Origin of the sequence: Nocardioides sp. CPCC 205120, from assembly GCF_048654585.1 — a bacterium.
Classification (GTDB): Bacteria; Actinomycetota; Actinomycetes; order Propionibacteriales; family Nocardioidaceae; genus Nocardioides.
In genome coordinates, this window is the sequence record NZ_JBMCYY010000002.1 from 253,602 (window position 1) to 274,616 (window position 21,015).

Consider the following 21,015-nt stretch of genomic DNA (forward strand, 5'->3'; position numbering starts at 1 on the left):
CCTCATCCTCCCGACCCCCGCCGCCCCTCCTCCCCAGGCCCCCCCTCAGGGCCCCGTCGTCGGGGCTGGTACGACGGGACCCGCACCGGCTGGCCCGCCGCGAACGCCAGCACTTGCTCGACGGCCGCGCCGTACAAGCTCTCGAGCACCTCGGCGACGACGTAGCCCAGGTGCGGGGTGGCGGTGACGCCCGGCAACCGCAGGAGCGGGTCGTCGCCGGCGGGCTCGACCTCGAAGACGTCGACCGCCGCGCGTCCCGGTCGTCCCGCGGCGACGGCCGCGGCGAGCGCCCCGGGAGCGACGGGCCCCGCGCGCGAGGTGTTGACGAAGAGCGCGTCGGGCCGCATCCGACCCAGCAGGTCGGCGGTGACGACGCCCCGTGTGGCCGGCACCGGCGGCAGGTGCACCGTCAGGACGTCGCTCGCCTCGAACAGCGCCCGCCGGTCGGCGGCGACCTCGTGCCCGGTCTCGTGGGCCCGCACCCGGGAGCCCTCCCGCCCGTCGACGAGCACGCGCATGCCGAAGGCCCGCCCGACGTCGGCCACCCGCGCGCCGATGCGTCCCAGCCCGAGGACGCCGAGGGTGCGGCCGCGCAGCAGGGTGCCGACCGACCCCTGCCACCCGCCCGCACGGAGGCGCGCGACCTCGTCGGGCAGCCGTCGGCTCGCCGCCAGCACGAGCGCCCACGTCAGCTCGGCCGTCGCCGCCGGGTCGCCCGCGCCGCCGGCGCACACGGCGACCCCCCGCTCGCGGCAGGCGTCGAGGTCGAGGTGGTCGGTGTGCCGGCCCGTCTGGCTGACGAGGCGCACCGTGCCCAACCGCTCGACCACCGCCCGCGGGAGCGCCGTGCGCTGCTGCAGCAGGACGACGGCGTCGAAACCGTCGAGCCGCGCGATCAGCCGGTCCCCGGTCACGGCGTCGGGGAAGGTGACGACCTCGTGCTCGGGGGCGTCGAGCAGCGGACGCGCCGCGGCCAGCGCGGTGAACGCGCCCTGGTGGTCGTCGAGCAGGGCGACCCGCACGGTCGACCTCCGTCCGTCCGCCACCGGCGGCGGCCCTCCCGGCGAGCACGCCACCCGCGCTCGCGTCGCTCAGTCGTAACCGGCCTCGACCCACCAGGCGCCGTCCACGCACGCCATCAGCCAGGCGCGGCCGTCGACGCCGACCACCTGGAAGCGCGCCGCGCGCCGCACCGGCGAGCCCGTCTCCTCCCACCACGCCTCGTCGACCGGCCACGGGCCGGCCCACGCGTCGACCGGCAGCCAGCCCGCGTCGGGCACCCGCACCGTGGTCGGCTCCCCCGTCACCCAGCCCCGCTCGTCCACGCGCACCGGCACCCCGGAGGCGTCGTGGACCTCGCCGGGCAGCGGCTCCGCGAAGACCCGGGCGGGCGCCGGGCCCGGGATGCGCCCCGGCCACGGCCGGTCGACGGCCCGCAGCCCGACGGGCCGCTCCCCCCACGGCACGGCGGCCTGGCGCGCCGCCGGACCCCGACCTCCCTGCGCGACCGGCACCAGCACCGCGTCGTACCCCAGCATCGCCTGCACCCGCGCCATCCCTCTCTCCACCAGCTCGTCCGCCCCTCCGCCCCACAACGCCTCCGCGTGCGCCGCCGCCGGCTCGGCCGTCTCCGGCACGAACCGCACCCGCGTCACCGGCTCCAGCACCGGCCCCGCCGCCCGCCGACTGCGCACCGACCCCTGCGACTGGCCCTGGAGCTGCCAGTGCACCCGGTCCACCAGGTCGCGCGCCGAGAAGTGCCGCGGGTGCAGCCAGCTGCGCGCGGAGACCACGACGTCCTCCCCGTGCGCGCCCGCGCACGACGCCTCGACCCGCACGGCGGTGGCGACGAGCTGGCGCTCCGCGAGGCCGGCCACGAACCGCTCCGCGGTGGTGCGCACGCTGAAGCAGATCGCCTCCACCGACTCCAGCGGCGGCTCGAACGGGACCTCGCGGGCCAGCTCGGGCGGCGGCGTGCGCGCCGCCAGCACCGCCTCGCCCTCGCCCCGCACCCGGCGGTGGACCTCCGCCCCGTAGGCGCCGAAGCGGCGGCCGACGTCGGCGCCGGGGAGCGCCCCGAGGTCGCCGAGGGTGCGCAGTCCCAGCCGCCGCAGCAACGAGACCAGCTCCTCGGCCGCCGGGTCCGCCAGCAGCGCCTCGACCGGCAGGCCCCGCAGGAACGCGGCCGACTCCCCCGGCCCCACGACCACGTGCTCCTGCACCCCCGCGCGGCGCGCGGCCTGCTCGGCGGTGAACAGGTCGTCGGCGACGCCCATCCGCACGTCCCACACCCCGGCGGCCACGAGGGTCTCGGCGAGCAGGGCCGCCGCGTGCGGCTCGCCCCCGCCGTACCGCCCCGGCGCCCGCAGGGCCAGCAGCCCGGGACGCAGCGGCGCGACCCCGGGCCGCACCTCCTCGACGACCCCGAGCACGGTCTCGAACGCCCGGGCGTCGCGCTCGGGGTTGGCGTCGAGCAGCACGAGCTCGGGGCAGCGCGACTGCGCGTCGCGGCGCCGCATCCCCCGCCGCACGCCCTCGTCGCGGGCCGGGCCGTTGCAGACCTCCACCACGTTGCTCGACAGCACCGCCGCCGGCGCACCGAGGGACAGCTCCTCCTCGGCGAGCGCCGCGACCACCGACCAGTCCGGGCACCAGACGACGAGCACGCGGCCGGCCACTAGCCGACCCTCCCCACGGCCCGCTCGGGTCGCTCCAGGCGGGCGGCCCCGCCCTGCTCGGCGGGGAAGCGGAGGTCGGCGTGGCGCGCCGGCGCCGCCCCCCGTCGTACGGCGACCCGCACCCACCGCTCCCGCAGCCGGCCCTCGCCGTGCTCGGCCCCCGTCCAGCGCACGCGCTCGACGCTCAGGCGGGCCTCGCAGCGCGGCCAGTCGCCCCACACCACGAGCGCCGCGGAGCGCTTGCGCAGCCGGGCCTCCAGGACGCTCGCCGACTTCGGGTCGACGACGCCCCGGGGCCGCAGCACCACGAGCCGCACGACGTCGACGAGCGCCGCCGTCGCCTCGAGCCACAGGTCGCCCGGGTCGGGCACCAGCACGGTGCGCGCCGGGTCGAGCCCGAGGTCGAGGGCCGCCTCGACGCCGAGGTCGGGCCACCCGACGACGGCCACCCACTCACCGGCCGCCGAGGCCCCCGCGACGAGGGCGAGCGCGAGCCGCGCCGAGTCCACCCCGTAGGCGCCCCCGGCCCGCAGCTGGAGCAGCTCGGCGAGCGCCGGGTGGGTGGGCAGCGGGAGCCGCGTGGGCCCGCCCTGCATCGCCGTCACCCGGTCGCGGAGCTGGGCGACGACGCCCAGGTCCACCCCGTCGGGGGCGGGGACGGGGAGCGCGGTCATGACGTCGATGATCGAACATTTGTTCGAACGACGCAAGGCGCCAGGTCAGCAGCCGCAGCCGCCCACGACCTCGTCCGGCTCGGGCCCGAACGTCGCCCCGGGCATGATGTCGGCGCCCGGGGTCGTGCCGCTCAGCTGGTCGGCGGCGAGCACGACGGCGGCGGCCGTGTAGGTCGTCAGCTCGCGCGGCCAGAGCACCTCGTCGGGCCACACGTAGCCCGTGAAGTAGCCCCCGGTCTCCTCGTCGCGCAGGAACTGCACATCCGTGAGCAACCGCAGGGCGCGCTCACGGTCGCCCACCGCGTCGAGGGCCATCACCAGCTCGCAGGTCTCCGCCCCCGTCACCCACGGGTTGGTGTCGACGCAGCGGATCCCGAGGCCGGGCACGACGAAGTCGTCCCAGCGCCGCGCCAGCAGCGCGTGCGCCTCCTCGCCGCGCACGGCGCCGCCCAGCACGGGGTAGTACCAGTCCATCGAGAACGTCGCCTTGTCGAGGAACGCCTCGGGGTGCCGGCGCACCGCGTGGCGCAGCCGGCCGGCCGCGCGCTCCCACGCGGGCTGCGGCTCCCCCACCAGCCCGGCGAGCGCCACCCCCGCCCGCAGCGAGTGGTAGGTGCTGGAGGACCCCGTCAGCAGGGCCTCCTCCCGCACCGGCCCGGGCGCGCCGTCGACCCACTCCTGCAGCCACGCCACGCCGCCGGAGGGCAGCTGCAGGCGCACGACGAAGTCGAGGGCCGCGCGCACCATCGGCCAGCAGCGGTCCACGAACCCGCGGTCGCGCCGTACCAGCCAGTGGTGCCACACGCCGACCGCGACGTACGCCGACATGTTCGTCTCGCCGCCGTCGTCCTCGACCCGGTCGCCGACGACCTTGACCGGCCAGCTGCCGTCGGCCCGCTGGTTGTCGCGGCACCAGGCGTAGGCCCGCTCGGCGGCCTCGACCTCGCCGCCCACGAGCAGCGCCATCGCGGCCTCGACGTGGTTCCAGGCGTCGGTCTTGTCACCGGTCGTCCAGGGGATCGCGCCGTCGGGGTGCTGCACGTCGGCGATGGACGCCGCGGTCCGGCGCACCTGCTCCGCGGTGAGCACGCCCGGCACCGCGGGCACCGCCGGCACGGCGGCAGGCTCCGGAGGCCCGTCGACCCCGACGGGCTGCGGGTGCGGGGGCATCAGGCCGGCTTGCGGAAGTAGAGCACCAGGCTCTTGCCCACCAGCGGGTCGAGCACCCGGCCGGCCAGGCGCAGCGCCAGCGGCTGCTTCATGATCTCCCAGACGAGCAGGCGGTGGTACGCCTTCGCGAGCGGGTGGTCGTCGTTGCGGACGCCGACGGCGCACTTGATCCACCAGTACGGCGTGTGCAGCCCGTGGGCGTGGTCCTTGCCGACGAGCTCGAGACCGGCGTTGGTCACCTTGGTCGCGAGCTCCTTGTCGGTGTAGATCCGGATGTGGCCCCCCGGGACGTCGTGGTACTCCGTCGAGAGCTTCCAGTTGACGACCTCGGGGAACCAGCGCGGCACCGAGACGGCGAGCGTGCCGCCGGGGCGCAGGACGCGCACGAGCTCCTCGATGGCCTGGATGTCGGCGGGGATGTGCTCGAGCACCTCCGCGGCCACGACGCGGTCGAACTCGCCGTCGCCGAAGGGCAGGCTGAGCGCGTCGCCCTCCTTCGTGTCGGCCTCCGCGGCCGCCGGCACCTCGCCGGCCTCCTTCATCGCGCCGAACAGGTCCCGCACGCCGGCGAGCTCGTCGGCGTCCTGGTCGAACGCCACGACGTCGGCGCCGCGCCGGTACATCTCGAAGGCGTGGCGCCCGGCGCCGCAGCCCATGTCCAGCACCCGCTCGCCGGGCTGGAGGCCCAGCCGGTCGAAGTCGACGGTCAGCATGTCCGCTCCCTCACTCGTTCCCACGACGCCGGGACGCGGCCTGCGCGCGCGTCACCTCGATGACGTCCTCGTACGCCTGCGCGGTGGCCCGTGCCACCGCCCGCCAGCTGAACTCCGCGAGCACCCGCTCGCGACCCGCCCGGCCCATGCGCTCGCGCCGCTCCGGGTCGTCGAGCAGGGCCGCGATCGCGTGCTCGAGCTGACCCACGTCGCCGGGGTCGACCAGGTCGGCGCACAGCCCGTCCGGGCCGGTCACCTCGGGGATCGCGCCGGCCCGCGAGGCCACCAGCGGCGTCGCGCAGGCCATCAGCTCGGCCGTCGGCAGCGAGAAGCCCTCGTAGAGCGACGGCACGCAGGCCAGCTCGGCGGAGCCCATGACGCGCACGAGCTCCTCGTCGCTGACGCCGTGCACGAAGGTGACCGCGTCGGCGATGCCCAGCTGGTCGACGAGCTGCTCGGTGCGCCCGCCCGGCTGGGGCTTGGTGACGAGCACGAGCTCGAGGTCGCGCTCCGTGCGCAGCTTCGCGAACGCCTCGAGCAGCGTGCCGATGCCCTTGAGCGGCGCGTCGGCGCTGGCCATCGCGACGATGCGGCCCGGCACCCGCGGCTCGGTCGGCGGCACGAAGACGTCGTCGACGCCCAGCAGGATGACCCGCAGCCGCTCGGGGTCCACGCCGAAGTCGGTGATGATGTCGCGCTTGGACGACTCCGACGGCGTGAGCACGAGCGTCGCCTTCCGGGCGACGCGGCCCTGCATCCGCAGGAAGCCGTACCAGCGGCGCAGCGACAGCTTCTTGCGCCACGTCGGGGCCGCGGCCAGGTCGATCCGGCGGTCGAAGGTGATGGGGTGGTGCAGCGTGGTCACGACCGGCATCCCGTCGGCCGCGAGGTCGAGGATCCCGTAGCCCAGCACCTGGTTGTCGTGCACCACGTCGAAGTCGTCCGCTCGCTCGCGCAGGATCCGACGCACCCGCTCGGCGAACGTGCGGGGCTCGGGGAAACCGGCCGTCCACATCGTCAGCACCTCGCGCACGTCGGTCAGGTCGCGGATCTCGCCGAGGCCGGGCGTGCGGAACGGGTCGGGCTCGCGGTAGAGGTCGAGGCTCGGCACGGGCGTGAGCCGCACGCCGGGGTCGAGCTCGGGGTAGGGCTGGCCGGAGAACACCTCGACCTCGTGGCCCAGCGCGACGAGCTCGCGGCTGAGGTGACGAACGTAGACGCCCTGGCCTCCGCAGTGCGGCTTGCTGCGGTACGACAGCAGTGCGACGCGCATCCACGCACCTCTCCACTCGGGCGGCCGCCCGGGGCGGGGGCACTGGACCGAAGGTTACCCGCGGGTCAGTCGCCCCGCGGGCGGTCCCCCTCCGCCGGGATGAGCGCGTACGCCTGGCCCTCGACGCTGCGGATCCACTCGCCGCCGGCCCCGTCCGCCTTGCGCAGCTTGCGGCGCAGGTTGCCGACGTGGACGTCGAGGAGGAAGTGCGACTCGCCGAACTCCTCGGTCCACACCGCCTGCACCAGCTCGCGCCGGCCCCACGCCCGGCCCGGCTCGCGGGCCAGCGCAGCGAGGATGGTGACCTCGACGCCGGTGAGCGGCAGCGGCACGCCGCCGAGGAGGGCGACGTCGCGCGCGGGGACGACGACGAGCCCGCGTCCGGCGTCCACCGCCTCGGGCGCGGAGGGCGCCGTGGATGCCGTGTCCGGTACGGCGGCAGCCCCGGCGGGCGCGCCCGTCGCCGTGCCCGTCGTACCGGCGGGCGTGGCCGCCACGGCGGGCCGGGAGCGGCGCAGGAACGCGCCCACCCGGGCGCGCAGCTCGCGCGGGGAGAACGGCTTGACCATGTAGTCGTCCGCGCCGACGTCGAGGCCGGCGAGCCGGTCGGACTCGTCGGTGCGACCGGTCAGCATGATCACGAACGCGTCGCTGAACGCGCGCAGCCGGCGGCAGGTCTCCATGCCGTCGATGTCGGGCAGGCCGAGGTCCAGCGTCACCAGGTCGGGCTGCTCGCGGCGCACGACCTCGACGGCCTCGGCTCCCGTCGCGGCCTCGAGCACCGTGTAGCCGGCCTCCTCGAGGACGGTCACGACGAGGAAGCGGATGTCCTCGTCGTCGTCCACGACCAGGACCGTGCGTCCCGTCTCCGTCGTCACGCCCGTGCGCCTCCCTCGTGCGTCTGGTGCATCCCCGGCCGCTCCGGTACCCCACGAGCCGCGGCAGCACCGGCCGTGGCCTGCCCCGGTAGGTTCGACGCTACCGCGAGGAGCGCACGGACCGCCTCGGGCGGTGAGGGCACGTACGCGAGGAGCGGCAGATGCAGGACGAGCGTCAGGGGACCCCGGCGACCCCTCCCGGGCCGGCGCCGTCCGGGCCCGGGGGGCACGGGGGGCCCGGGGGGCACGGGGGACCTGACGGGGACGACCCGCGGGACCCGGTCGCGCTGCAGCGTGCCGTCGACGGGGTCAGCGACGTGGTGGGCTCCGGCAGCGAGCAGCTGGACCGGATCACCCGGGTGGCCCGCAAGCTCTTCCGGGTGACCGCCACCTCGATCACCCTGTTCGACCGCGACCGGGCGTGGCTGCCCAGCGCCCAGGGCACCGACGTGCGCACCCTCCCCCGCTCCCAGACCTTCTGCGACACCACCCAGGCCCTCGGCGACCTCCTCGTGGTGCACGACGCCCGCGACGACGAGCGGTTCGCCGATCTCGACATCGTCCGCGACGGCGGCATCGTCTTCTACGCGGGGCACCCGCTCACCGACCACCTCGGCAACGTGGTGGGCACGCTGTGCCTGTTCGACGACGCCCCGCGCGACCTCGACGAGGAGGGCCGCGCAGACCTGGCCGACCTCGCCGCCTGGGCCCAGCACGAGCTCGTGGCGTCGACGGAGATGGGGCAGGCGCGCGAGGTGCAGGCCTCGCTGCTGCCCGCGGACCCCGTCTCCGAGGGCCCCTGGCGCGCGGTCGGCACGTGCCTGCCCGCCCTCGCCGTGGGCGGCGACTTCTTCGACCACGGTGTCGGCAACGGCGTGCTGCACCTCGGGGTCGGCGACGTGATGGGCAAGGGCACGAGCGCCGCGCTGCTCGGCGCCGGCGCACGCGCCGCGATCCGCAGCACCCACGCCGCCGTGACGGCGGGCGCGGACCTCGGCGTCACCGCCACCCAGGTCGCGCACAGCCTCACCCCCGACCTGGAGCGGGCGGGCGCCTTCCTCACCCTCTTCGAGGCCGCGATCGACCTCGACGACGGCTACACGCGGTGGGTCGACGCCGGATCCGGCCTCGCCGCGGTCGTCCACCACGACGGGTCGTGGACGGCCCTGAGCGGCGACGACCGTCCCTTCGGCGTCTTCCCCGACGACCACTGGAGCGAGCACACGACGACGGTGGGACCCGGCGACCGCCTGGTGGTCATCAGCGACGGCGTGCTCGACCTGCTCGACGCCCCCGAGGCCCCCTGGCCCGAGCTGGCGCGCCTCGTGCGTGCCGAGGAGTCGCCGGACGACCTGCTCGAGGCGGTCCGGCGGCTCGCGCGGGAGCGCACCCCCCTGGACGACGTGACGGTGCTGGCGGTGTTCCGCCGGCCGGAGGTGGGGTGATGTCGCGGCGGCTCCTGCTGCTGCGGGCCATCGTCCTCGTCACGGCGCTGCTGGGCATCAACTACGTCACCTGGCGCTGGCTCTTCTCGGTCCACTGGTCCGCGTGGTGGATCGCGGTGCCCCTGGTCGTCGCGGAGACCTACAGCCTCATCGACTCGCTGCTGTTCGGCATGGCCATGTGGCGCCTGAAGGAGCGGGGCGAGCCACCGCCGCCGATCCCCGACGCGACCGTCGACGTGTTCATCACGACCTACAACGAGCCGATCGACCTGGTGCGCGGCACGGCGGTCGCGGCGGTCGCCATCCGCCACCCGCACCGCACCTGGATCCTCGACGACGGCAACCGGCCCGAGATGGAGCGGCTGGCCGAGGAGCTCGGCATCGGGTGGATCACCCGCTCCGGGGACTGGGCGGGCATGCCGCGCCACGCGAAGGCCGGCAACCTCAACAACGCGCTGCAGGCGACCGACGGCGAGTACCTCCTCATCCTCGACGCCGACCAGGTGCCGTCGCCCGACATCCTCGACCGCACGCTCGGCTACTTCGCCGACCCCGAGGTGGGGCTCGTGCAGACGCCGCAGTACTTCGTGAACGTCCCCGAGGACGACCCGCTCGGCAGCCAGGCACCGCTGTTCTACGGCCCGATCCAGCAGGGCAAGGACGGGTGGAACGCTGCGTTCTTCTGCGGCTCCAACGCCGTCCTGCGCCGCGAGGCGCTCATGCAGGTGGGCATCTCCCGGTACGTGCACGAGGTCGGTGTCGGGGTGACCCGTGCGCTCCGCTCGGCCCGCTCCGTCGTCGCCGACGCCCGCAAGGACCTCGGCCCCGGCGACGAGGCGCTCGCCGCCGCCCTCGACGAGGTGCTGTACGACGTGAACCGCGCGCGGCGCGAGATCGCGCGGGGCGAGGCGCTGCTCGACGTCACCTACCGCTTCCAGAACCGCATCGCCGACATCCGGCGCCGCCTGGTCGCCGCCGACCTGCAGCTCGTCGCCGCGGACCTCGAGGTCATCGCGCAGCTCGACGAGCTCGCCGAGGCCTCCGACCAGTCGCTGGCGACGGTCAGCGTCGAGAGCATCGACCGGGTGACGGCCCAGGCGCTCTCGCCGCTGGGCGCGATCGAGGCCGTCGAGGCGCTGCTGCGCGCCGTCGACGTCGACCGCTCCGACGAGGCGATGCCCGTCATGCCGATGGCGACGATCTCGGTCACCGAGGACATGGCCACCTGCATGCGCATCCACGGGCTGGGGTGGCGCACCGTCTACCACGACGAGGTGCTGGCGCACGGGCTGGCGCCGGAGGACCTGGAGTCGATGCTGACCCAGCGGCTGCGCTGGGCCCAGGGCACCGCGCAGGTCATGTTCCGGGAGAACCCGCTGGTGCAGAAGCGGCTGCGCTGGCCGCAGCGGCTCATGTACTTCGCGACGATGTGGAGCTACCTGTCGGGCTTCGCCGCCCTGGTCTACATCGCCGCTCCGGTCGTCTACCTCACCATCGGCGTGCTGCCGGTGCAGGCGCTGAGCTCCGACTTCTTCCTGCGGCTCGTGCCCTTCCTCGTGGTCAACCAGCTGCTGTTCTTCGTGGCGGCGGCCGGGCGACCGACGTGGCGCGGCCAGCAGTACTCCCTCGCGCTCTTCCCGGTGTGGATCAAGTCGGTCACCTCCGCCTTCGGCAACGTCTTCCTGGGACGCGACCTCGACTTCTCCGTCACGCCGAAGGTGCGCAAGGAGGAGGACCGGCTGCGGTGGGACCTCGTGCGCCCCCAGCTGATCGCCATGGGCCTGCTCGCGCTGGCCGCCGTGATCGGTGTCGTCCGCCTGGCCGTCGGCCAGGCGTCGCTGCTCGGCACCTCGCTCAACCTCGTCTGGGTCGTCTTCGACCTGGTGATCTTCTCCGTCATCATCCGGGCGGTCCGCTACCGCGGCTCCACCCCGGACGAGCCCGTCGCGGCGTCCGCGCCACCCCCCTCCCCCTCCACCGAAGGAGACCGATGATCGAGATCGACGTCAGCACCGAGAACGGCATCGCCGTCGTCGTTCCCCGGGGGCGGCTCAACATGGTCGCCGCGCGCCAGCTGCGGGAGACGCTGACCGGCGTCGTGGGCGGGGGCACGAACCGCGTCGTGGTCGACCTGGCCGAGACCACGTTCCTCGACTCCTCCGGGCTCGGGGCGCTCATCAGCGGCCTCAAGACCGCCCGCCAGGCCGGCGGCGACCTCCGCATCGCCCGGCCCACCCCCGGGGTGCAGGCGGTCTTCGAGCTGACCAACATGGACAAGGTCCTGCGGGCGCGGGCGGACGTCGAGAGCGCGTTCGATGCCTGACCGGGCCCACCCGGGCGGCGAGTCGGGCGGCACACGCGTCCTCGTCCTCGACCTGGCCGCCGAGCCCGGCGCGCTCGACGACGCGCACGACGCGCTCGAGCAGGCGTGGGAGGACCACCCCGAGGTGGGCGAGGGCGAGCGCCTGCGCTTCGTCATGGCCACCATGGAGATCCTCGGCAACGTGGTGGAGCACGCCTACGCCGCCGACGACGAGCCCCGCCGGCGCCGGCTGGCGCTCGAGGTGCGCCGCGCCGACGGCGGGCTCGTCGGCACCATCAGCGACAACGGCCAGCCCGCGGCGCTCGACCTCAGCGACGTGACCATGCCCGGCGAGGACGCCGAGAGCGGCCGGGGCCTGGCCCTCGCCGCCGCGGCGCTCGACGAGCTCGCCTACGAGCGCGTCGAGGGGCGGAACGTCTGGACGCTGCGGTGCGGTCCCCGGGACTGAGCGTCCCCGGAGCGGCCCCCACGCCCGGTGCGCTCCGCCGTACCCCGGTCGTGCTGGTCTGCCTCGGGCTCCTGCTCTCCCTCCTCGCGTGGGCCCCGCCCGCGGGTGCCGCCGAGGACGACGCGCCCCCGGAGCTGCCGCCCGCCGGCAGCCCGTGGTTCGGTCCCGGTCTCACGTGGACCGAGGACTCGGCGGCCGACTACGCGAACCGGCTGGGACGCTCGCCCTCGCTGTACACGCAGCGGGTCAACTACCCCCTCGACGACGACGACCGCGCCTACCTGCGCCAGTTCGTGGAGCAGGCCGCCACCCAGGGCGCGGTCGCGGTCGTCAGCCTCGAGCCGGTGCGGCCCCTGACGGAGCTCACCGACGAGCACGCCGCGGACCTCGCCGACCAGCTGGTGGAGCTGCACGACGATTTCGACACCTACTTCCTCGTGCGGTTCGCGCCGGAGATGAACGGCACCTGGTACGGCTGGGGCCAGCAGCCGCGCTCGTACGTCGCGGCCTTCCGCACCGTCGCCGACGCCGTCCACGACGCCACGCCGCACGCGGCCATGGTCTGGTCGCCGGTGTACGGCGCGGGCTACCCCTACGGCGCGGCCTACGGCGACGTCGACCCCGAACGCGTCGACGAGGTGCGCGACCTCGACACCGACGGCAACGGGCGGCTCGACGAGGGCGACGACCCCTACGGCCCCTACTGGCCGGGCCCCGACGCCGTCGACTGGGTGGGGCTGACGCTCTACCACTTCGGACCCGACCGGGGGCGCATCGACAACGACCTCGACCCCGACGAGGGCGGCGAGACCGGTGACGTCGAGACGAGCGAGGGCTTCGAGCTCGACCGCGTGCCCGCCGAGGACGCCTACCGCGACCGGCTCGAGGAACGGTTCAACTACGTCGGCGACGGCGGGCGGACCCCGTTCTACGAGCGGTTCGCCGAGGAGTTCGAGCTGCCGGTGCTGGTGGAGACGGGGGCGCTGTGGATCCCCGACGACGCCGGCGACCCCGAGCTCGACATCAAGCAGGCGTGGTGGCGCCAGGTGCTCGACGTCGAGGCCGACTACCCGCTCGTCCGGGGCTACTCGTGGCTGGAGCAGCGGCGGCCTGAGGCCGAGGCCGGCGACCGCACCGTCGACTGGCGCGCCACCCGCACCGACGAGCTGACCGAGGCGCTGCGCCCCGACCTCCTCGCGAGCGGCACCCGGCTCGGTCCGGTGACCCGGGTGCTCGACCAGGAGGCGGCCAACGAGGCCACGGCCCAGGGCCGTCAGCCCGACGCCGACGAGATCGGCGCGGAGATGGGCTGGATCGTCTTCTGCGTCGCAGTGCTGGCCGTGCTGTTCGCGCTCGCCGGTCCGGCCGGTCGCTACCTGCCGTCCTGGCGCTACCCCGACGAGGACGACCCGCGCGACCGCCGCCTCGACCTGTTCCGCGGCTGGATCATCCTCGCGGTGGTCATCACCCACATCGAGGTCGCGAGCCCGTACACCTACGTCACCCTGAACGCCGTCGGCGCCATCACCGGCGCGGAGATGTTCGTGCTGCTCTCCGGCGTCGTGCTCGGGATGATCTACCTGCCCACCGTGCGCAAGCTCGGTGAGTGGCCGACCGCGGTCGTGATGTGGCGCCGGGCCCGCAAGCAGTACGTCGTGGCGCTCGTCGTCGTGATGCTCGTCTACCTCCTGGGCCTCCTGCCGTTCATCGACGCGACCATCATCACGACGTTCACCGACCGCGGCACCGGCGAGGACGGCGAGGTCGTCTCCGGCCAGGTCTACGACCTCTACGCGAACGCGCCGCGCCTGTTCGACTACCCCCCGCCCTGGTACGCCGTCCAGCAGTTCCTCCTGCTGGAGATGGGGCCGTGGGTCTTCAACATCATGGGCCTGTTCGTGGTGCTGAGCCTGCTGCTGCCGGCCCTGATGTTCCTCGTGAGGCGCGGGCTGTGGTGGCTGCTGCTGGCGATCTCCTGGGGGCTCTACCTGTGGAACGCGGTGCACGAGGTGCACCTGCTGCCCTCGCAGTTCGAGGCCGTGTTCCCGCTTCTGACCTGGCAGGTCGCGTTCACGCACGGGCTGGTGCTCGGCGTCTACCGGCGCCAGGTCACCCGGGCGCTGCTGACCCGGGCCGGGAAGATCGGCTGCGCGGTCTTCGTGTTCGGCTACGCCGGCAGCCTGGTGTGGTTGTGGCTCGCCCACACCTACGGGTACTCGGCGTCGCCGTTCCCGGAGGGCGCCTACGGCTGGCTCTACGACAACGCCTACACGCGGGTGTTCCTGCAGCCCGGCCGCCTGCTCGACCTCGCCCTCATGATCATCGTCGCCCACGCCGTGCTGACGACGATGTGGAAGCCGATCGACAAGGTGATCGGCTGGTTCTGGACGCCGCTGGGGGCCTCGAGCCTCTACGTCTTCATCGTCCACGTGTTCTTCGTGCTCACCGTCGGCAACATCCCGGGGCTGGACCGGGGCTCGATCTGGCAGGGAACGCTGGTGCACACCGCCGTGCTGGCGCTGATCTGGCTCATGGTGCGCAAGCGGTTCCTGTTCTCCGTGATCCCGCGCTGACCGGTCCGAGCCGACCAGGCCGACCAGGCGAGCACGGGCCGGACGGCCTCAGGCCGCGGTGGGGGCGGCCGCCGCTTCGCCCGCGCGCAGGTGCGCGCGGGCGAAGCGGCGGTAGCGCCAGACCTGCACGAGCCCGATGCCCCAGAGCACGAACTGCAGGCTCATCGCCCAGCGGAACGCCTCGGGGGTGTACGCCGCGGCGTCCTCCGGCGTGCGCCAGTCCAGCACCAGGCCGATGCCGACGACGAGCAGCAACGTGGCGTAGAAGCCGCCCTGGTTGACGAGACCCGTCGCGCTCGCCAGCCGCGAGAGCGGGTTCGAGGTGCGGGCGACGTCGAACCCGATCATCGAGGCCGGGCCGCCGACGCCGACGACCACGACGAGCAGCACGAGCAGGGCCAGCGGGGCCTCGCCCGGCCACGCGAGGACCGTCGCCCACACGACGACCATCGCGCTGACGATGCCCATCGCCATGGTCGAGCGGTGGAAGGGGAAGGTGCCGACGAGCCAGCCGAGCACCGGCCCCGCCGTCATCACCGCCACGACCATGAGGGTGAGCAGCAGGCCCGCCACCTTCTCGTCCTGGCCCTCGCCCTGCACGAAGAACGGGTAGCCCCACAGGGTGCCGAGGGCGTTGGCGCTGAACGGGGTCATGAAGTGCACCCACATGCCGAGGCGCGTGCCCGGGTGCCGCCACGCCTCGGCGAGGCCGGCGAGGGTGTCGCGCGGCGACAACGCCGGGCCGCGCAACGAGCGCTGCGTCGGGGTGTCGTGCACGAAGGCCAGCAGCGCGACGAGCAGGACGATGCCGACGGCCGCCGCGCCGAGGTAGGTGCGGGTCCACCCGAAGGCCCCCAGCGCGAGCGTCATCGGCACCGCGGCGATCACCGCCCCGAGCTGGCCCAGGGTGCCGGTCAGCTGGCTCATCAAGGGGACCTGCCGCAGCGGGAACCACGACGACACGAGCCGGAGCACGCAGATGAAGGTGAGGGCGTCGCCCACCCCCACGAAGACGCGAGCCAGGAGCGCGAGGGCGTAGGTGTCGGCGAACGCGAAGCCGGCCTGGGCGCAGGTCAGCACCACGAGCCCGCACAGCAGCACGCGCCGCGAGCCGAACCGGTCGACGAGCAGCCCCACGGGCACCTGCATCACGGCGTACACCAGCAGCTGCAGCATGACGAAGGTCGCCAGCTGCGAGGCGTTGATGTCGAAACGCTCCCGCGCGAGGAGGCCGGCGACCGCGAGGGAAGAACGGTGGAAGACCGCGAGGAGGTAGATCGCCAGCCCGAGCCCCCACACGAGGTAGGGACGCACCCGTCCGGCGACCGGGTCGTTGCTCATTGCAACGAACTCTACGCCGCGGCTCGGGGCCTCACTTCGCGGCCTCCATCATCTGGCGCAGCTCCTTCTTCAGGTCGGAGATCTCGTCGCGCAGGCGGGCAGCGAGCTCGAACTGCAGCTCGGCCGCGGCCGTCTTCATCTGCTCGGACAGCTCCTGCACCAGCTGGGCGAGCTCGGCGCTCGGCAGGCCCGCCGCGCCGGCGACCCGGTCGGCGACCGCCTGGTCCCCCAGCACCGGCACCGGCGCCTCGCGGGGCTTGACCCCGCCGGCCCGGCCCTTCTGCCCCACGTCGGCCCAGGTCTGCAGCAGCGCCTCGGTCGTCTCGTCCTCGCGGGCGAGCATCTCGGTGATGTCGGCGATCTTCTTGCGCAGCGGCTGCGGGTCGACCCCGTGGGCGACGTTGTAGGCGACCTGCTTCTCACGACGGCGGTTGGTCTCGTCGATCGCCGAGGCCATCGAGGGGGTGATGCGGTCGGCGTACATGTGCACCTGGCCGGACACGTTGCGGGCCGCGCGGCCGATCGTCTGGATGAGCGACTTGTCGGAGCGCAGGAAGCCCTCCTTGTCGGCGTCGAGGATCGCCACGAGGGACACCTCGGGCAGGTCGAGGCCCTCGCGCAGCAGGTTGATGCCGACGAGCACGTCGTAGGCGCCCAGCCGCAGGTCGCGCAGCAGCTCGATGCGCTTGAGGGTGTCGACCTCGGAGTGCAGGTAGCGCGTGCGGATCCCCGCGTCGAGCAGGTAGTCGGTGAGGTCCTCCGACATCTTCTTCGTCAGCGTCGTCACCAGCACGCGCTCCTGGCGCTCCACCCGGGTGCGGATCTCGCCGATGAGGTCGTCGATCTGCCCCTTCGTGGGCTTGACGATGACCTCCGGGTCGACCAGGCCGGTGGGGCGGATGATCTGCTCGACCACGTCCCCGCCGACCTTGTCCAGCTCGTAGTTGCCGGGGGTCGCCGAGAGGTAGATGGTCTGCCCGATCCGCTCGAGGAACTCCTCCCAGCGCAGCGGCCGGTTGTCCATCGCGCTGGGCAGGCGGAACCCGTGGTCGACGAGGTTGCGCTTGCGCGACATGTCGCCCTCGTACATGCCGCCGATCTGCGGCACGGCGACGTGCGACTCGTCGACGACGAGCAGGAAGTCCTCGGGGAAGTAGTCGAGCAGCGTGTTGGGCGCCGTGCCGCGGGCGCGGCCGTCCATGTGCATCGAGTAGTTCTCGATGCCCGAGCACGAGCCGACCTGGCGCATCATCTCGATGTCGTACGTCGTGCGCATCCGCAGCCGCTGGGCCTCCAGCAGCTTGCCCTGGCCCTCGAAGACCTCCAGCTGCTCGGCCAGCTCGGCCTCGATGCCCCGGATCGCCCGCTCCATGCGCTCCGGGCCCGCGACGTAGTGGCTGGCGGGGAAGACGTAGAGCTCCTCGTCCTCGGTCAGGATCTCGCCCGTCACCGGGTGCAGCGACATCAGCCGCTCGATCTCGTCGCCGAAGAACTCGACCCGCACCGCGTGCTCCTCGTAGACCGGGAAGATCTCGAGGGTGTCGCCCCGCACGCGGAACGTGCCGCGGGTGAACGCCAGGTCGTTGCGCGTGTACTGGATCTCCACCAGCCGCCGCAGGATCGAGTCGCGGTCGCGCTCCTCCCCCACGCGCAGCCGCAGCATGCGGTCGACGTACTCCTGCGGGGTGCCGAGGCCGTAGATGCACGACACCGTCGAGACCACGATGACGTCGCGCCGCGTCAGCAGCGAGTTGGTCGCCGAGTGCCGCAGCCGCTCGACCTCCTCGTTGATCGAGGAGTCCTTCTCGATGTAGGTGTCCGTCTGGGGGACGTAGGCCTCGGGCTGGTAGTAGTCGTAGTAGGAGACGAAGTACTCCACCGCGTTCTGGGGGAACAGCTGGCGCAGCTCGTTCGCGAACTGCGCGGCCAGCGTCTTGTTGGGCTGCAGCACGAGCAGGGGGCGCTGCACCTGCTCGGCCACCCACGCGACGCTCGCGGTCTTGCCGGTGCCGGTCGCGCCGAGCAGCACGACGTCCTGCACGCCGGCGTCGATGCGGCGGGAGATCTCGGCGATGGCGGCGGGCTGGTCGCCGGCCGGCTGGTAGTCCGAGACGACCTGGAACGGCGCCACCCGGCGCTCGAGATCGGTGACGGGTCGCATGGGTCCGAGCGTACGACGGGCCACCGACAAGCCCGGGTCGGAGCGCTCCCGGGGGCGGGCTCAGCCCGTCGCGAGGCCCCGCTCGGCGAGGGCCGCGCCGACGACCTCGCGCAGCTGCTTGGGCGAGAACGGCTTCGACATGAAGGTGTCGGCGCCGCACTCCGCGCCCGAGTCGCGGTCGGCCTTCTCCTCGCGGGCGGTGAGGATCACGACGTACGCCTCGCTGAACTCGCGCAGCCGCCGGCATGTCTCGATGCCGTCGATGTCGGGCAGCCCGAGGTCGAGGGTGACGACGTCCGGCGGGTTGGCGCGGGCGAGGTCGAGGGCCTGGAGGCCGTGGGAGGCCTGCTCGACCTCCACGTCCAGGCGCTCGAGCACCAGGGCGACGAGCTCGCGGATGTCCCCGTCGTCGTCAACGACCAGCACTCGTCCTCGGCGTGCCATCGCCACCTCTTCCCTCCCTGGGCGGCCGACAGGAGCCGACCTCGCTAGATTGTCGCCCGTGAGATCACGCAGCGCCGGCACCGACCGTATCCTCCGCGTGCTGCGGCGCACACTGCTCACCCTCCTCGGCGTGCAGCTGGCGCTCGCCCTGGGCATGACGTTCGTCGACTCCTACCGTCGGCGCGGCAAGAAGCCCAAGCCGTTCCCGACCACCTCCCCGACCACCGTCGAGATCGGCGAGGGCACCGTCACCACCTACACCTTCGGCCAGGACCTGTACGACGACATGCTCGCCGCCATCGCCGGCGCGCGGCGCCGCATCCTGCTGGAGACCTACATCTGGAAGGGCGACGAGGTCGGGGAGCGCTTCAAGCAGGCCCTCGTGGACGCCGCCGCGCGCGGGGTCGACGTCTACTGCATCTACGACGGGTTCGCGAACCTCGTGGTCGACCCGCGGTTCAAGCGGTTCCCGCCGGAGATCAAGGTCCTGCGCTACCCCGTGTACGGCGCGGGCCTGCGCTTCTGGGACCTGCGCCGCTACGGGCGCGACCACCGCAAGATCCTCGTCGTCGACGACGAGACCGGTTTCGTCGGCGGCTACAACATCGGCGCGCCGTACGCGACCGAGTGGCGCGACACCCACGTGCGGATCACGGGCCCCGGGGTGTGGGACCTGACCCGCACGTTCGCCGACTTCTGGAACCTGCACCGACGCAAGCGCTTCCGCAGCAGCGAGCGTCCCCTGCTGCTCGAGACCGCGTCCGTGTGGGAGCCGCGCATCCGGTTCCACCGCAACATCCCGCGCCTGTGGATGTTCCCCATCCGCTCGATGTACCTCGAGGCCATGGACCGGGCCACCCACAACATCTGGATGACGCACGCCTACTTCATCCCCGACCAGGACTTCGTGGACTCGCTCGAGCGCGCAGCCCGGCGCGGCGTCGACGTGCGCATCCTGCTGCCGCACAAGTCGAACCACATCGTGGCCGACTGGATCTCCCGGGGCTACTTCTCCCAGCTGCTGGAGTCGGGGGTGCGCGTCCTGCGGTTCCGCGAGGCGATGGTGCACGCCAAGACCGCGACGATCGACGGCAGCTGGTCCACCGTCGGCACGGCCAACGTCGACCGCCTCAGCCTGCAGGGCAACTACGAGATCAACGTCGAGGTCATCGACGAGGAGTTCGCCGCGACGATGGAGGAGATCTTCCTCTCCGACCAGGGCCACAGCTGGGAGCTGCGCGCGGACGAGTGGGAGGCCCGCTCGGCCCACCGCAAGTTCACCGAGTTCGTCCTGGCTCCCCTGCGCCCCCTGCTCTGACGCCCCCGCCGACCCTTCCGCCCCGGGCCGACGCCGTGCGAGGCTGACCCGGCCCGGGCCCGGCGTCGACGCCCGTCCGCGCGGCACCGGGCGACGAGGAGGGGACCCACCATGCCGCCGTGGCGCCGCACCTTCGACCTCGCCGGCCGGGACGTCCTCGTCACCGGCGCGGCCAGCGGCATCGGCCGCGCCGTCGCGCTACGTGTGGCGCGCGACGGCGCCCGCCTGCACCTGACCGACCTGCGGGAGGAGCCCCTGCGCGCCGTCGCCGCGGAGGTCCGCGCCGCGGGCGGCGAGGTGGGCCTGGTCCGCGCCGCGGACGTCTCCGACCGTACGGCGGTGCTCGCCCTCGGCGCCGACCTCACCGCGGCCCACGGGCCGATGGACGTCGTGATGAACGTGGCCGGCATCTCCGCGTGGGGCACGGTCCGCTCGCTGGAGCACCACCACTGGCGCAGCATGGTCGACGTCAACCTCATGGGCCCGATCCACGTCATCGAGGCGCTCCTGCCCCCGATGGTCGACGCGGGGCGCGGCGGCGCGCTCGTCAACGTCTCCTCCGCGGCGGGCATCATCGCGATGCCGTGGCACGCGGCGTACAGCGCGAGCAAGTTCGGTCTGCGGGGTGTCTCGGAGGTGCTGCGCTTCGACCTCGCCAAGCACCGCATCCGGGTGAGCCTCGTGTGCCCCGGCGGCGTCGCCACACCGCTGACCGAGACGGTGCAGATCGCGGGCGTCGACACGACGACACCGCGGTTCCGGCGGTTGCTCGGACGCTTCCGCAGCCACGCGGTCACCCCGGAGCAGGCGGCCGAGTCGATCGTCGCGGGCGTGCGGAAGGGCCGGTTCTGGGTCTACACCTCCACCGACATCCGCCTGCTGCACCTCCTGCAGCGCCTCTTCCCGCCTGGCTACCGCCTGGCCATGACGGTGTTCCACCGGGCCGCGAACGCGGCCCTGCCCGAGGTCGAGCGCGCCCGCAGGGCGGAGGTGGCGTGAGCGGCATCGAGCCCCGCGTCCCTCCGGGGGACCGCCGGGACGTCGGCGTGCCCGCCTGGCTGCTCGCCCGCGCCGCCGGGCGCCTGACCGGCACCGAGCCGCCCGCCGTGCTCCTCACGCTCGGGCGCACCCGCGGCCTGTTCTGGGGGTGGCTCCACTTCGCGGGCCGCCTCATGCCGGGCGGGCGCCTCCCCCGGCGCGACACCGAGCTGGTCATCCTGCGCGTCGCCACCCTCGCGGGCAGCACCTACGAGCTCACCCAGCACCGCCGCCTGGCGCGGCGCGCCGGTCTCGACGAGGCGGCCGTCGCCCGGGTCGCGGACGGCCCCGCGGCCGACGGCTGGACGCCGCGGCAGCGACTCCTCCTGGGCGCGACCGACGCCCTCGTGCGCGACCGCGACCTGGACGACGAGACGTGGGCGGCGGTGCAGCGCGAGCTCGGCGACCGCTGCGCCGTCGAGCTGCTGCTGCTCGTCGGGCACTACGACATGCTCGCGCTCGTGCTGCACGCCCTGCGGGTGCAGCCCGACGCACCGCGCCGACGCCGCCGCTGAGGCGGTCGGCCCCGGCCTGCGCG

Annotated in this window: 18 protein-coding genes; 8 read left to right on the top strand and 10 right to left on the bottom strand. The window is 73.9% G+C overall.

Annotated features, from left to right (window positions below; all coding sequences use genetic code 11):
• Positions 1-2: 2 nt before the first annotated feature.
• From ACOACO_RS12285 to ACOACO_RS12315, 7 genes are all read right to left on the bottom strand, one after another.
• On the bottom strand, positions 3-1,022 hold the full coding sequence (locus ACOACO_RS12285) for a D-2-hydroxyacid dehydrogenase family protein (protein WP_420296562.1): 1,020 nt from the start codon (positions 1,020-1,022) through the stop codon (positions 3-5).
• 69 nt (positions 1,023-1,091) lie between these two features.
• Positions 1,092-2,678, bottom strand: coding sequence for a DNA polymerase Y family protein (locus tag ACOACO_RS12290; protein ID WP_420296563.1), 1,587 nt, complete (start codon positions 2,676-2,678; stop codon positions 1,092-1,094).
• A complete protein-coding gene (locus ACOACO_RS12295) occupies positions 2,678-3,352 on the bottom strand; it encodes a hypothetical protein (RefSeq protein ID WP_420296564.1) in 675 nt (224 codons plus the stop codon). The genes ACOACO_RS12290 and ACOACO_RS12295 overlap by 1 nt, the downstream gene beginning before the upstream one ends.
• A gap of 45 nt (positions 3,353-3,397) precedes the next feature.
• The gene (locus ACOACO_RS12300; RefSeq protein ID WP_420296565.1) at positions 3,398-4,468 is read right to left on the bottom strand and encodes a prenyltransferase; all 1,071 of its coding nucleotides are present in this window, start codon (positions 4,466-4,468) and stop codon (positions 3,398-3,400) included.
• Positions 4,469-4,521: 53 nt separating this feature from the next.
• Positions 4,522-5,235 (bottom strand): class I SAM-dependent methyltransferase, encoded by a 714-nt coding sequence (locus ACOACO_RS12305; RefSeq protein ID WP_420296566.1) that lies wholly within the window; start codon positions 5,233-5,235, stop codon positions 4,522-4,524.
• Between the two features lie 10 nt (positions 5,236-5,245).
• A complete protein-coding gene (locus ACOACO_RS12310) occupies positions 5,246-6,508 on the bottom strand; it encodes a glycosyltransferase family 4 protein (RefSeq protein WP_420296567.1) in 1,263 nt (420 codons plus the stop codon).
• Between the two features lie 65 nt (positions 6,509-6,573).
• Positions 6,574-7,386 (bottom strand): response regulator transcription factor, encoded by an 813-nt coding sequence (locus ACOACO_RS12315; RefSeq protein WP_420296568.1) that lies wholly within the window; start codon positions 7,384-7,386, stop codon positions 6,574-6,576.
• A gap of 161 nt (positions 7,387-7,547) precedes the next feature.
• On the opposite strand from ACOACO_RS12315, the gene ACOACO_RS12320 reads away from it, so the two are divergent.
• From ACOACO_RS12320 to opgC, 5 genes are read left to right on the top strand one after another with little or no spacing between them, the layout of a single operon-like run.
• Complete coding sequence (locus ACOACO_RS12320; RefSeq protein WP_420296569.1) at positions 7,548-8,831, top strand: PP2C family protein-serine/threonine phosphatase; 1,284 nt, start codon at positions 7,548-7,550, stop codon at positions 8,829-8,831.
• Complete coding sequence (locus ACOACO_RS12325; RefSeq protein ID WP_420296570.1) at positions 8,831-10,825, top strand: glycosyltransferase family 2 protein; 1,995 nt, start codon at positions 8,831-8,833, stop codon at positions 10,823-10,825. The genes ACOACO_RS12320 and ACOACO_RS12325 overlap by 1 nt, the downstream gene beginning before the upstream one ends.
• Complete coding sequence (locus ACOACO_RS12330; RefSeq protein ID WP_420296571.1) at positions 10,822-11,154, top strand: STAS domain-containing protein; 333 nt, start codon at positions 10,822-10,824, stop codon at positions 11,152-11,154. The genes ACOACO_RS12325 and ACOACO_RS12330 overlap by 4 nt, the downstream gene beginning before the upstream one ends.
• Positions 11,147-11,602 carry an ATP-binding protein gene (locus ACOACO_RS12335; protein ID WP_420296572.1) on the top strand — a complete coding sequence of 152 codons (456 nt, stop codon included), beginning with the start codon at positions 11,147-11,149 and terminating at the stop codon, positions 11,600-11,602. The genes ACOACO_RS12330 and ACOACO_RS12335 overlap by 8 nt, the downstream gene beginning before the upstream one ends.
• Positions 11,584-14,175, top strand: a complete 2,592-nt coding sequence (gene opgC, locus ACOACO_RS12340; RefSeq protein ID WP_420296573.1) for an OpgC domain-containing protein — start codon at positions 11,584-11,586, stop codon at positions 14,173-14,175. The genes ACOACO_RS12335 and opgC overlap by 19 nt, the downstream gene beginning before the upstream one ends.
• 48 nt (positions 14,176-14,223) lie before the next feature.
• Here the strand turns inward: opgC and ACOACO_RS12345 are convergent, their stop codons facing one another.
• Genes ACOACO_RS12345 through ACOACO_RS12355 form a run of 3 tightly spaced genes read right to left on the bottom strand, consistent with a single transcriptional unit; the run spans position 14,224 to position 18,103 of the window.
• Positions 14,224-15,516, bottom strand: coding sequence for an MFS transporter (locus ACOACO_RS12345; protein ID WP_420296574.1), 1,293 nt, complete (start codon positions 15,514-15,516; stop codon positions 14,224-14,226).
• Positions 15,517-15,547: 31 nt separating this feature from the next.
• Positions 15,548-17,677 (bottom strand): excinuclease ABC subunit UvrB, encoded by a 2,130-nt coding sequence (uvrB, locus tag ACOACO_RS12350; RefSeq protein ID WP_420296575.1) that lies wholly within the window; start codon positions 17,675-17,677, stop codon positions 15,548-15,550.
• 60 nt (positions 17,678-17,737) lie between these two features.
• Positions 17,738-18,103, bottom strand: coding sequence for a response regulator transcription factor (locus tag ACOACO_RS12355; protein WP_420296576.1), 366 nt, complete (start codon positions 18,101-18,103; stop codon positions 17,738-17,740).
• A gap of 76 nt (positions 18,104-18,179) precedes the next feature.
• On the opposite strand from ACOACO_RS12355, the gene ACOACO_RS12360 reads away from it, so the two are divergent.
• The 3 genes from ACOACO_RS12360 (at position 18,180) to ACOACO_RS12370 (ending at position 20,992) form a co-directional block, all read left to right on the top strand.
• Complete coding sequence (locus ACOACO_RS12360; protein ID WP_420296577.1) at positions 18,180-19,439, top strand: phospholipase D-like domain-containing protein; 1,260 nt, start codon at positions 18,180-18,182, stop codon at positions 19,437-19,439.
• A gap of 111 nt (positions 19,440-19,550) precedes the next feature.
• A complete protein-coding gene (locus tag ACOACO_RS12365) occupies positions 19,551-20,438 on the top strand; it encodes an SDR family oxidoreductase (RefSeq protein WP_420296578.1) in 888 nt (295 codons plus the stop codon).
• The gene (locus ACOACO_RS12370) at positions 20,435-20,992 is read left to right on the top strand and encodes a carboxymuconolactone decarboxylase family protein (RefSeq protein ID WP_420296579.1); all 558 of its coding nucleotides are present in this window, start codon (positions 20,435-20,437) and stop codon (positions 20,990-20,992) included. Before ACOACO_RS12365 ends, ACOACO_RS12370 begins: the two co-directional genes overlap by 4 nt.
• Positions 20,993-21,015: the final 23 nt, after the last annotated feature.

Excerpts from the sequence above, each read along its gene's own strand:
- ACOACO_RS12295 (WP_420296564.1), bottom strand. The coding sequence starts at position 3,352 with ATGACCGCGCTCCCCGTCCCCGCCCCCGACGGGGTGGACCTGGGCGTC.
- ACOACO_RS12305 (WP_420296566.1), bottom strand. The coding sequence starts at position 5,235 with ATGCTGACCGTCGACTTCGACCGGCTGGGCCTCCAGCCCGGCGAGCGG.
- ACOACO_RS12310 (WP_420296567.1), bottom strand. The coding sequence starts at position 6,508 with ATGCGCGTCGCACTGCTGTCGTACCGCAGCAAGCCGCACTGCGGAGGC.
- ACOACO_RS12320 (WP_420296569.1), top strand. The coding sequence starts at position 7,548 with ATGCAGGACGAGCGTCAGGGGACCCCGGCGACCCCTCCCGGGCCGGCG.
- ACOACO_RS12325 (WP_420296570.1), top strand. The coding sequence starts at position 8,831 with ATGTCGCGGCGGCTCCTGCTGCTGCGGGCCATCGTCCTCGTCACGGCG.
- ACOACO_RS12330 (WP_420296571.1), top strand. The coding sequence starts at position 10,822 with ATGATCGAGATCGACGTCAGCACCGAGAACGGCATCGCCGTCGTCGTT.
- ACOACO_RS12335 (WP_420296572.1), top strand. The coding sequence starts at position 11,147 with ATGCCTGACCGGGCCCACCCGGGCGGCGAGTCGGGCGGCACACGCGTC.
- ACOACO_RS12345 (WP_420296574.1), bottom strand. The coding sequence starts at position 15,516 with ATGAGCAACGACCCGGTCGCCGGACGGGTGCGTCCCTACCTCGTGTGG.
- uvrB (WP_420296575.1), bottom strand. The coding sequence starts at position 17,677 with ATGCGACCCGTCACCGATCTCGAGCGCCGGGTGGCGCCGTTCCAGGTC.
- ACOACO_RS12365 (WP_420296578.1), top strand. The coding sequence starts at position 19,551 with ATGCCGCCGTGGCGCCGCACCTTCGACCTCGCCGGCCGGGACGTCCTC.